The following is a 10,909-nucleotide window of genomic DNA, read 5'->3' on the forward strand; positions in this document are numbered from 1 at the left end:
AAATAGATGGTTTTGTCGACCTCATCCTTGATGATGAGGATTACCACCTTATGCCCACCTTACTCAAAGGGATCCTGTCAGGGGTGCTCATTCCCAACCTCGGCCCCCAACCCGCAGCCATTGGCGTAGCTGTGTATGAGAGTGCCCAGACCAATAGTACCCACCGCAGCGCCCTGTGGACCATCCCTATGCCGGGTGAAGATTGTTTAGGCGGTCATGCCATGACTGTTGTCGGTTATTTTGAGAAGGCATACCCTGACAATCCATTGGGGGAAAATTATTTCCTAGTGCGAAACTCCTGGGGAATTAACTATGCATTTGAAAATCCTTTGGGATACCCCGGGAAGGCTTTTTTAAACAGCATGATTGTCTTCATTCCGGCATCTTGAGTGTAGCCGAGGTGTCGCCAATAAAAGGGCTGACTGGGATTATGACTGCCTTGTGGGAGAAGACCCGTAATTTATACAAAAGAGAGAAGAAACGATGACAGACCTGCCGACAATAGAAGAACTCCTTGAAAATTATGAAAACATCCCCCAGGATCAGTTACTGGCCTGGTGGCAGTCCAAAGGCGTTAAATGGAACGACCATATCCAGAAATCGTCTGCTTATACCTTTTTTTTAGCGTTATGGCAAAGTGGGGTTGAATTGAAAATTAAGATGAAAATCCTTGGGAGGTTACCGCAACTAAGTCATGAGCAGTTCAATGAATTGATCGAGATATATAAAGGACAACAGAAAGAAGTTAGCACACAACGACAGCTTGATAATGAGCAGCTCATTCATATTTACAATATCCTACCCCTTGAAGAAAGACCAGGTTTTATCACCGTCCTGACAGCCATTAAAAAAGCTGAAAAAAAGGCAGAAGAATTTTACGCCTCGCACCGACAAAAAGAAGCAGCCATATTTTTTCAACAGGCGTTAAATTTGTATGCACAGAAATCATTTCAAGATCTAATTTGTTTTGATCCCTCTTACGCCCGAACCGCAGCTAATCTTGGTATTATCCTTAAATCAACCGGGAATTACAATGCCGCAATAAAATCCTATAAGCAGGCACAAAATCTCTTTGAAGGAGACTATTGCAAAGACCGTTTCGAGCTTAATCCTGATCGCGCCCGAATCGCCATGAAGCTTGGAAACTCCCTTTATTTAACCGGGGATTACGATGCCGCAATAAAATCTCATAAACAGGCACAGAGGCTCTTTAAAGGAGATTATTGCAAGGACCTTTTCGAGCTTGATCCTAATCGCGCCCTAACCGCAACAAACCTTGGTAATGCCCTTCAATCAACCGGGGATTACGATGCCGCCATAAAATCTTATAGGCAGGCACAGAGGCTCTTTGAAGGAGACTATTGCAAAGACCGTTTCGAGTTTGATCCTTATCGCGCCCGAACCGCAATGAACCTTGGTGTTGCCCTTCAATCAACCGGGGATTACGATGCCGCCATAAAATCTTACAAGCAAACACAAAAACTCTATAAAGGAGACTATTGCAAAGACCGTTTCGAGCTTGATCCTGATCGCTCGCGAACCTCAATGAACCTTGGAAACTCCCTTTATTTAACCGAGGATTACGATGCCGCAATAAAATCTCATAAACAGGCACAGAGGCTCTTTAAAGGAGATTATTGCAAGGACCTTTTCGAGCTTGACCCTTCTCGCGCCCGAACCGCCATGAACCTTGGGGCTGCCCTTCAATCAACAGGGGATTACAATGCCGCAATAAAATCCCTTAAACATGCACAGATGCTCCTTCAAGGAGACTATTGCAAAGACCACTTCGAGCTTGATCCTTCTCGCGCTGGAACCGCAGCTAACCTTGCGACCGCCCTTTATTCAATTAGGGATTACGATGCCGCCATAAAATCCCATAAGCAAGCTGAACAGATTTACGAAAGTAAAACAATGGGCCACGGGCTGCCATTAAACAAGGAGCGTTGCACGCTATACGCCAATGCAAGTTGGATGCTGGATAAAATGAACAAACCGCTCGTCTGGGCAAAAGAAAAAAGTGAACATCTCATCCGGATGCTTGAACTTGCCCCTGTCAAAGGAACAGCAGCAGATGGGACGGTATCGACTTGGGAGAATATGCGCCGCAGCTTTGCGAGATTTCATGCAAACTGGCTTGCCTTTGTCATTGATCAGCAAAAGTATGAAGAGATCCCCCGTATTCTCTTTTGTATCCAGGGCAGGGAACTGGCATCCGAACTACTTGACGAGCTTGGTGAGGCGGCCGGACAACGCCTTCCTGATCAGGTAAAAGCGTATCAGAAGCTTCGCCACCGGCTCCGGAAAATGATTCAAAAGAAAAAGGGTGGCAGAACCGGAATCATTGAACCTTTTGATCCGGGCACCCGGTCACTGGGCCGGGCGAGGCAAAACAAAACGCTGGAAGCAGAACAGGAAGCTATCGCCGCATACAACCGGCTTCACAAGCAGATGGGCGATGCCCGGCGCAAAGCATCCGGACTGCCGGGTTTTGAGCTTCTGGAACTGCCTTATGATGCCTTTACCCTGGAAAATATCCAGGCAATTCCGGACTTCCACTCCCACCAGTCGCTGTTACTGATGATCAACCATGAAGATGTGCAAGGCGTTCTTGTTATCCAAAAGCAGGGCATCCCCCAATGGCTCCCTCTCAACAGTATGGATGAACTGGCAAAGCGGACCAGGGTACTGACAGGAGAGCGGAATTCATATCTTGGCAACTGCCGCCGGAACATCCATGATGACCGGCAGGATAAGAGCGACATACCGGTGATGAGTGCCAGGGAGCGGGGCCGCTTCTGGCCGGATATGATCCGGGATCTCAGGGAGAAATTCTGGTCCCCGTTACAGCCATACCTCACGGGTAATAAAGAGCTGTTCATCCTGCCCCAGGGCAGTCTTCATCAACTGCCGGTATTGGCTGGCAAACCAAAAGGTGTGACAACCCGGTTTTATCCGGGCCTGATTTACTATGCGCTGCAAACAGGATTAATTAAAAGAAATATGCAAGAAAACGGTCGAAGCTGGCATTACCCGGCAGCCCTGCTCTATTACGACCACCGGGACAACGGTAAAAAATTTCTCGCCGGTGTGGAAAAGGAGGTGGAGGCCATCAAGGCTGTCCATCAAAAAAATAACAGCCTGTGCGAAACACTTGAATACCCGGCTCCATTTCCCAACGAACCCATAGAAATTGATCTGCTCACGGGGATCGGTCATGGGGGCGATGACTCCCACATGGCTTTTTCTACAGCCATGCAAGTCAGCAAGAACCAGAGCCTTTCCTATCAAGATATTCTATCAGGCAAGGCAAAGGTGCGTCATGCCTTTTTCAATACCTGCCTTATTGCCATGAACCGTGATGACAGCCAGGGCACTCCCATGGGTCTGAGCACTGGATTTATCAGGAAAGGCACCCAAAGCATTACCGGTTTTCTCTATCCCATCTCCGATCTTTTGGCTACCCATTTCGGCCCAATTTTTCACAAACACTGGCTGGCAAGTAAAACAAAAGACCCTGATAGGGTTTTGCACAAAGCTCACAAAGAATTTATGGAGAGTACCGAGGATATCCTGTCGCAAATCCTGGTTCAATATTGGCGCCCCAAACTACAGCGTGAAATTGCCGATTGCACAACCGTGAGAAAAGAGGTGCAGGAGGAATTGATTAACGCCTTTGAACTGGACGAAGATCAGGCCGCCATCATTGCCAGATTGATTAACCGCCATGAAGGTCCGGAAAAGGAGTTGCCCGATCTTCTTATCAAAACCGTAATAGATATGAAATCATTTGGGTCAAATGATGAAAATCCGCCCCTGATGGCCATTGGCACCATCCTTTACGGTATCCGGGCTTATGGCCGGTAACACCGCCATCTTTTCACTTTCCCTTCGCCGCCCTTTGGGGCGGCTTTTTTTTTGAAAAAAATTCTTCTCAAACCGTATATCCCTTCAGTGGGGGTAATTTTATACCCGGCTCACCTGTTTAAAATAATTTTCATTTTACGAAAAAAAAAGAAGAGCCAGCGCCGTATATATAAATAAGCGCAGGGAAAAAATCTACCTTGACCAACAATAGAGGAGAATAGCGATGCAAAAAACAGGCGGCAAAAAAAACAGTAACTTAACCATGGAGGGTAAAAAAGTGAAAAAAAGTAAAATAATCAAGATTGTAGCTATTGCAGTGATAATTGCGATCCTTCCAAGTATCGGTCTGACGGGCATCTCCAGAAAAGTGAAAGTCGGGGACTTTGACAATCAGTCCGCAGAACCGCTGATCGGTGATTTTGCAGTTGAAGTTAAAGAAACAATATCGACCCTGAGTACAGTCGCCAAGGCATTGGAAGATGTGAACAATGGATTCGAAGACTGTAGCTCAAATCTGGGAAGAGATTCACTTGATAAAGCCAGGTATACCGAGTGTGTAATCGAAAAAGCCCAAATAAGCCGGGATGCCTATCGGCAAAGCAAAGGAGATTTTGAAAAACTCGGCCGCCGCCTGGAAGCTTATCAGCACAGGACAAGCAAGGCAGTTTCCCAGACAAAACAGGACCTGGTCAAAGAACAACAAAATTTGACCCAGGCAAAAAAAAGTATTTCGCAACATGAACGTCAGGCCAAGGAGCTGATAAAAAAAATTGACGGCTCGGCAGACGACCAACCTCTGACGATGGATCAGAGCGAACTGATCTGGGAAGTCACAGACGGTCTTATTCACCAAAATAACATATCTGAAATGCTGGAAAATGCCACCTCCAAGCTGAAATGCGATCTTTTAGAGTTAGAAAATGGCAGCAAAGCTGTTAACGGGCTGCAGGCCAGTATCAGACGGGTGAACCGAAATTTTGATTACCGAATTGATGAAGCCAACCAGTTTATCCGCTTAAGCAGGTCCTACAGTCTCACCCAGGCTCGCCTGATGGAAACGGCAGCAATTGTTGACGATTTTAATGGGGTCAAAGATGATATTCGCACAATGTTAACTCATCGTCCAGACTACACCGCCGCTTTCCATCAGCTTGGCGGCTCCAGTGACAGTTTGATCCCTCAGGTCAAACCACAGACCATAGGCGAAGCACTGAACCTTCTGAAGTCACTTGTTAAAAAAGGAGATTAAGATGCTTGTACGTATCATTCTAATGACCTGTCTGATCATGGTTGGAGCCTGTTCCTCCCCTCCGGAGGAACAGGTGGACGGCAAACAGCCAGTCAATGAATCAGAACAATTGCCCATCACAAAAAATTTAAACGTCCAGGCTGAACAGCTTCGGAAAACCAGTAATGAACTTCAAGCAATGCTTGAGCAATGGGAGAAAAAAAGATGAAAACAAGATTGTTTTTGATATTGGCAGCACTTTCTTTAAGTTTTCCACCCCAGGCCAATGCTTTGAGCGATCAAGAACTGTTGGCCATAGACGAAGTCCTGACAGCAGAAGCCGGAGGCCAAAAGGATGTCGAAGCGCTGCCTCTGGACACTTTGGACCAACAGCAGATTGAACAGAATACAGAGCCTGAAGCAGATAATGCTCCCAGTCCCAGCTCTTTAGAAATTTTTTACCGTCTTGGAAGGATCAAGGAGAAGGAGATCCCTTTTTCAGATCCCGGCAAGATGGAGCGGCAGGCACGGCAGCGTGATCAACGGATTAAAGAATTATTCGGGAAGGAGAGAGAACATGAGTGAACATATCACCCCGCTGACTTTAATTGCCCTGATTGCGGTTTTGTCGCTGGCAATACTTGCCGTCTCAAACTGGCTTGAGTATAGATCTCAAAAGCGACGCTACCATAGTCTGAAAAATGCGGCGGATGAACTCTGCCTAAAACTTCAGGGTCGGGGTTCGGCGTATAATCATTTGGAATATAATGCTCTTGTGCAGACAATTCAAAAGATGACCCTGCCGGATGCCGCTCCCTGGCTTTCTGCATTGAAATGGATAATTCCCCGCTATTCTACGCGGGATTCGGGCAAAGTACAGTTAAACGATGTCATAATGGTTCATTACCAACCGTTGATGCGTAAGGTTCAATGGTTAAAAAGTATTGCACCTTCCACCGGCCTTTTGTTTACCGTCCTGGGTTTGATGGCTGTTTTTTTCAAGCAGTCCCAGGGCCTTGATCATCGACAGATGCTCGGGGATATCGGGATTGCCCTGTTTACCACAGCCTTTTCCAGTCTGGTGCTGATTTTACAAATTACAATTTTAGAAAAATTGCAAAACCTGGTGGAGCAAGAGTTCAGGACTGGGATGGCGTTGATCAATCAGTTTTTTGACAAAGATGAATTCTTTCGTCAGGAAAGGAGGAGGAGCCATGTTGTCAAGTACAAACAATGATGTCGAGGTTTACACTGTTTACGCGGACCTCTTCCTTTTACTGTTTATGGTAGCGGTGATGATGATGGGAAGCGATACATCATTCAGGCAGTCCACAACACAGGCTGGGAGAGAAGACCGGTCAGAGAAACCGGTGCTTTCCCTTTATATTGATCTTGATGGGAGGTTGTTTCATGGAAATAGCCATGATCAATCCATCCCCGAAAAAAACCTTGTAGATTTATTGAAACGAAAAGAAACAACCAGGGTGGTACTCCATTCAACCGGGAATCTGCCGATATTTCTTTTGAGCAGAGTCCAAGAAAAACTGGAATCCTCAGGTGCAACCGAAGTTTCATATCTGATTGAGGGAAAACATGATGATAAAAACAAAATTCAATAGAAGCATTCTTGCCGCGCTTATTGTTCTGGGTCCTGCGTTACTGATAACCTACTACGAAATAGACGGTAAGGAAAAATTTGATATGCCGGGTGTGGTGGCCGTCTTGACCGAACCGATGTTTGCACCGGAAAAAGGAACGCCGAAGACCCCAAAAAAACTCCTCAAATTACAAAAAGGGGCAAAAGATAACCGTCAGCCTGAGCAGGAAAACAAGAGTGAAGTGCAATCCACGGAAACAAAGACAAATATTGCGGCATCTGATACATCTCAGGATGCAGTGGTAATTGATTCTGATAGAGATAAGAAAGAACTTGCCATTGATGCTGTCGTAGTAAAAAAAATAATAAAAAAACCGGCATTACATCAGGGTAAAATCCAGAAAGGCATGTTGCTGCCAAATCTGCATCTGGAAGTAGATTCGGCAACGGTAAAAGAGCTTTTGTGCAAAAAAGAGGGGTTTCTTTTAGCTGAAGTAGGGCGACAACGGTATGTGCTGGGAGTGACTCACTGTGACAACCCTTATCGGAATACCCAAGTTGGGTACCTGACAGATTACCCGATGATATCGGATCGCTATCTGTCCCTTCCAGGCGAACATTTCAGCAGGGGTGATCTTGAGACCCTGAATGACAGCGTCATACGTCGAACGGGCAGCCGGGAAACGCCACGGTACAACCTGGTCTTCAGCAGCAGTTACAATAAGTATCTCATAGATGAGCAGCTGACCAAAGTAAGAGAACAGAAGCTGGATCTTGAAAAACTTCACAATCAACAGACACCCGTGTCCATCCATGGAGAGCTTCACCGTGAAGATCACAGGGTCAGGTTACGGGTCATCGCAGTTAAGGTTGGCGGGGAAACCATTGATTTGTAATCAATGAATCTTGCATAATTCCCTGCAACTGTATATTCTACGCCATGAAATAGTTATTTGTAAAAGTGAGCAGCCATGGAGCCTGTAGGAAGGCTGCTATTTCTGAATCAATTTTGTGGTGGAGAAGGGAATGGATAAAACAAACGCAAAAAAAATTTTCGAAAAAATTTATGACGGCTGTTATCCGTTGATTAAATATTATATTGGAATATATAATAAGAAATATGATTTTCCGTTAGATTGCAAAGATGATTTAATTCAAAATACATTGATCAATATCTACACAAGCGTGTTAAACGGTACCTATGATATAAAAAGGGGAAAAAATCCCCCGTGCGGCCTTATCGATACAATTTGCAGCAATAAAGCATACGACTATTGGCGGACAATAACTTACCCAGAACCGCCCAATCTAAGACCAGAAAACCCAGAAGCCCCCGCACAAAGACATGAACGGAGAAATCCAAAAAAATCAAAAGGTTACCATACAGCAGGAAACGAAGGGATTGAAACAGGGCGAAGCGATGAAAATGGTGAACCCATCAGAAAGCCATCTCCAAGCTTTGCTTCAAATTCATATACAAAAAAAGAATTATCGCAAGAGTTGAGAAAATGTATTGAATTTAAATGGGATGCGTCAGCAAAAGCGAAAGAAGCGATGTTGATGTTTTTAGCTGACTTTAAACAAGCAAAAATATCGCAAATACTGGACCGCAGCGATTCTTGGGTGACAGTCACTAAACAAAAATTTGTCAAGGCTGCCGTTGAAACATGCCCAGAATTGATCCTATACATAGAGGAGTTATGACAATGACTATATCTGATGAACAAATTAACAATATCCTTCGCAAGATAGAAGAAAAAATAGTTCTCAAAATAGATGAGGAGGTGGATGAAGCGTATCTGCCAACAGATGAACAAATGGAAAAGGGCTATCAGGCAGCTTTAGATTATATTGACACCCATGAGCCCAGTTTACTTGAACAGCTAAAAACAATATTGAGGTGGGCAGGAAAATCAGCTTCTCAAGGTTTTATGCTGCCGGCCAGGTTATCGGATCAATTAGCCACATTCCGCCAATCATTGATAGACCTGGAATCCAGACAATTGGGGCTTGGACCAGCCCTGCGAAGCTCTGAAAAATCAGAAGAACGTGAGCATGAAGAAAATAAAGCAGCTGTCAACGAGTTATTGAATTACCTTGAGCAGCATAATTTTACCTGGCATTCAGCAGGGGTTGCTATACCTCGAGAGAAACGACTGATCATCGGCCTTCAACAGTTAGGTGTGACCGACTATGAGACAGACAATGTAAAGGTCCCTGAAATTAAGGCAGTCAGTCAATTAGAGGTTGGAAAGATCAAGCTTGTTGAGGCGGTCAAAGCCCCCAGCTGGATCCGTGTAAGAATTGATGCCGTAAAGCCATTTCCACCTATTGATGAAATTGGAATCCGGGTGAGCCAGGACCCAAGCAGTGAGAACAAACTTAAACTGACTTTGGAAAAAGTTTAACAATTGGTAAAAAAAATCATCTCAGCTCCGTATATCAGAATAAAGGAACTGTATAAACAGTGCCTGAACCCTAACCAACGGAGTAGATACGATGGGAAAAAAAACAAATCAGTTTGGCCTGTTCGAAAGTGGAATGCTTATCTTTCTGGGCTTGACAGCCCTGGCAGCCCTGTTTCTTTCCTTTTACATGGAGCTTATCCCATATCGTTCCATATTCAGTGGCATTGACCATGTCATCATCAACGGCATTACGATTACGACGATCCTTGCTATTACCTTTAATGCATCGAAAATTGGTATTACCTGGATACTTTCTTATATGAAGGTAAATGGAAAAAATTCTTTACCTGCCGCTGTAGTACGGGCAATACTGATAGGTAACAGTCTACTCATGAGCCTCTTTATTGTGAACGGTCAGTTTACCGCACCCAACGTGGAGGAGGTTTACAATAAGAAAATCCGTAATATCGACCTGCACTTTTTGGATCAAAAGGATGATGCCGAAATCAATCATCTTTCGGTCCTTGATCAAATGAAAACCAGCTATAATCTGGAAATAGCGGAAATCCGTAAGCTCTACCAACCGGATCTTGATAAAGCCGAGTCGGGTATGAAGTATGAGATGGACAATGTGGTCAATGGCACATGGAAAGGGGAACGATATAAAGAATGGAATGAGAAGTACGATTCCACTAAAAAGAAATTAGATAAAGCACTTTTCCAGGCTTTAGGCCACTATCAAGAGGCGATTAAAACCCAAAATCAAAAATATGAACAAAAGCAGGAAGCGATTGCCGCTGCCAAACAGATGGCCCTTGACAATGAGTCAATTGAAAAATATCTCAACAGCTATGAAAGCCAGAACCGCCTAGTGACTGCTTTGATGGGGCTGATCAACAAGGTCTCCGGATTGGCCATTGGCCCCCATCACCTTACACTGCTTGTAGCCTCGCTCATCACTGCAATTGTTGAATTTGTCCCTTTACTTTTAGGTTCCCATCTCTTCACACGCATTTTGTTAAGGAGACAGCAGGACATCTCAGGCAAGTGAGTCTGTATGACCTCATGATTGGAAAATTCCATCCCCAAATCTGTTTTTTTTCATCAAAACTTAATTCCATTTGCTTGGCCATCAAGGATTCCTTTTCAAGCAGGAGAGTTAACAATAAAGGATGCTATGTTATTTGTGGTAGACTAATCTTTATGGCATAGAAAATTTTAAGATGTAAAATTTTTCAGTGATGTCCGGTTAGGTTTTTGCAGACTTCTTTTTCTTTTTTCTGGTTCTTTTTTTAACACCTTGATTGCCTAATAAAGGGGATCTGAGTTCATTTTGTATATCATTTCTCAGTTGACGGATTCTTCTGATAGAAACTTTTTCATTGAAGTTCTCATGACAATATATGGCCATGAGTAGATATGAAATAAGCCCACCAAGGATTTGTACCATTACCCCATACTCGCTGCGAGCAATCAAATGATACACTTTGAGATGTTTTTTCCACCATTTGAAAAAGGATTCAATGTCCCACCTGAGCTTGTAGATTTTGGCTACTTGCTCGGCAGTCAGATCATGTCGATCAGTTGCCACGTAAAATGTTGAGTCTGCAATCTTATATCCAACGACTCGGACTGGTGTCTCTGATTGATTTACCCCCGGAGTTCCAAGAAGGACTTCTGCATCATAAAAAATATGAGTGTCCTCCGGCACAAGGTTCTGTTTGATGATAGTTCGCGTAGTTTTGATTTTGATTCGGCATACAAAATGTTTTCCCTCAGCCTGTAGCAAATCAAAATCTTTATGGGATT

General features: G+C 44.3%; 12 protein-coding genes. 11 read left to right on the forward strand and 1 reads right to left on the reverse strand.

The genetic code is table 11. The features are described 5' to 3' along the window. The 11 genes from B9A32_RS20300 to B9A32_RS20350 all read left to right on the forward strand — a co-directional run. Positions 1-389, forward strand: a 389-nt coding sequence (locus B9A32_RS20300) for a C1 family peptidase (RefSeq protein ID WP_212638042.1), incomplete at its 5' end; no start/stop codon positions are given. Positions 390-483: 94 nt separating this feature from the next. Further along, positions 484-3,867 (forward strand): CHAT domain-containing tetratricopeptide repeat protein, encoded by a 3,384-nt coding sequence (locus B9A32_RS20305; protein ID WP_084071919.1) that lies wholly within the window; start codon positions 484-486, stop codon positions 3,865-3,867. Between the two features lie 223 nt (positions 3,868-4,090). After that, complete coding sequence (locus tag B9A32_RS20310; protein WP_084071921.1) at positions 4,091-5,116, forward strand: hypothetical protein; 1,026 nt, start codon at positions 4,091-4,093, stop codon at positions 5,114-5,116. A gap of 1 nt (position 5,117) precedes the next feature. Further along, positions 5,118-5,324 carry a hypothetical protein gene (locus B9A32_RS20315; RefSeq protein ID WP_084071924.1) on the forward strand — a complete coding sequence of 69 codons (207 nt, stop codon included), beginning with the start codon at positions 5,118-5,120 and terminating at the stop codon, positions 5,322-5,324. Then, positions 5,321-5,680: a hypothetical protein gene (locus B9A32_RS20320; protein WP_084071926.1), complete on the forward strand. Its 360-nt coding sequence runs from the start codon at positions 5,321-5,323 to the stop codon at positions 5,678-5,680. Before B9A32_RS20315 ends, B9A32_RS20320 begins: the two co-directional genes overlap by 4 nt. Continuing rightward, a complete protein-coding gene (locus tag B9A32_RS20325; RefSeq protein ID WP_084071928.1) occupies positions 5,673-6,332 on the forward strand; it encodes a MotA/TolQ/ExbB proton channel family protein in 660 nt (219 codons plus the stop codon). Before B9A32_RS20320 ends, B9A32_RS20325 begins: the two co-directional genes overlap by 8 nt. Further along, on the forward strand, positions 6,310-6,714 hold the full coding sequence (locus B9A32_RS20330; RefSeq protein WP_084071931.1) for a hypothetical protein: 405 nt from the start codon (positions 6,310-6,312) through the stop codon (positions 6,712-6,714). Before B9A32_RS20325 ends, B9A32_RS20330 begins: the two co-directional genes overlap by 23 nt. Then, positions 6,689-7,588 carry a hypothetical protein gene (locus B9A32_RS20335; RefSeq protein WP_139795914.1) on the forward strand — a complete coding sequence of 300 codons (900 nt, stop codon included), beginning with the start codon at positions 6,689-6,691 and terminating at the stop codon, positions 7,586-7,588. The genes B9A32_RS20330 and B9A32_RS20335 overlap by 26 nt, the downstream gene beginning before the upstream one ends. 130 nt (positions 7,589-7,718) lie before the next feature. Beyond that, positions 7,719-8,396, forward strand: a complete 678-nt coding sequence (locus B9A32_RS20340) for a sigma-70 RNA polymerase sigma factor region 4 domain-containing protein (protein WP_084071935.1) — start codon at positions 7,719-7,721, stop codon at positions 8,394-8,396. Positions 8,397-8,398: 2 nt separating this feature from the next. Further along, complete coding sequence (locus B9A32_RS20345; RefSeq protein ID WP_084071936.1) at positions 8,399-9,100, forward strand: hypothetical protein; 702 nt, start codon at positions 8,399-8,401, stop codon at positions 9,098-9,100. 91 nt (positions 9,101-9,191) lie between these two features. Continuing rightward, complete coding sequence (locus B9A32_RS20350; protein WP_084071937.1) at positions 9,192-10,151, forward strand: hypothetical protein; 960 nt, start codon at positions 9,192-9,194, stop codon at positions 10,149-10,151. Between the two features lie 198 nt (positions 10,152-10,349). Here B9A32_RS20350 and B9A32_RS20355 read toward each other — a convergent pair. Then, a partial coding sequence (locus B9A32_RS20355; RefSeq protein WP_408607051.1) for a transposase occupies positions 10,350-10,909 on the reverse strand: 560 nt, incomplete at its 5' end.

The organism is Desulfocicer vacuolatum DSM 3385, from assembly GCF_900176365.1.
GTDB classification, from domain to species: Bacteria; Desulfobacterota; Desulfobacteria; order Desulfobacterales; family Desulfobacteraceae; genus Desulfocicer; species Desulfocicer vacuolatum.

Excerpts from the sequence above, each read along its gene's own strand:
- B9A32_RS20320 (WP_084071926.1), top strand. The coding sequence starts at position 5,321 with ATGAAAACAAGATTGTTTTTGATATTGGCAGCACTTTCTTTAAGTTTT.
- B9A32_RS20315 (WP_084071924.1), top strand. The coding sequence starts at position 5,118 with ATGCTTGTACGTATCATTCTAATGACCTGTCTGATCATGGTTGGAGCC.
- B9A32_RS20335 (WP_139795914.1), top strand. The coding sequence starts at position 6,689 with ATGATGATAAAAACAAAATTCAATAGAAGCATTCTTGCCGCGCTTATT.
- B9A32_RS20345 (WP_084071936.1), top strand. The coding sequence starts at position 8,399 with ATGACTATATCTGATGAACAAATTAACAATATCCTTCGCAAGATAGAA.
- B9A32_RS20350 (WP_084071937.1), top strand. The coding sequence starts at position 9,192 with ATGGGAAAAAAAACAAATCAGTTTGGCCTGTTCGAAAGTGGAATGCTT.
- B9A32_RS20340 (WP_084071935.1), top strand. The coding sequence starts at position 7,719 with ATGGATAAAACAAACGCAAAAAAAATTTTCGAAAAAATTTATGACGGC.
- B9A32_RS20325 (WP_084071928.1), top strand. The coding sequence starts at position 5,673 with ATGAGTGAACATATCACCCCGCTGACTTTAATTGCCCTGATTGCGGTT.
- B9A32_RS20305 (WP_084071919.1), top strand. The coding sequence starts at position 484 with ATGACAGACCTGCCGACAATAGAAGAACTCCTTGAAAATTATGAAAAC.
- B9A32_RS20310 (WP_084071921.1), top strand. The coding sequence starts at position 4,091 with ATGCAAAAAACAGGCGGCAAAAAAAACAGTAACTTAACCATGGAGGGT.
- B9A32_RS20330 (WP_084071931.1), top strand. The coding sequence starts at position 6,310 with ATGTTGTCAAGTACAAACAATGATGTCGAGGTTTACACTGTTTACGCG.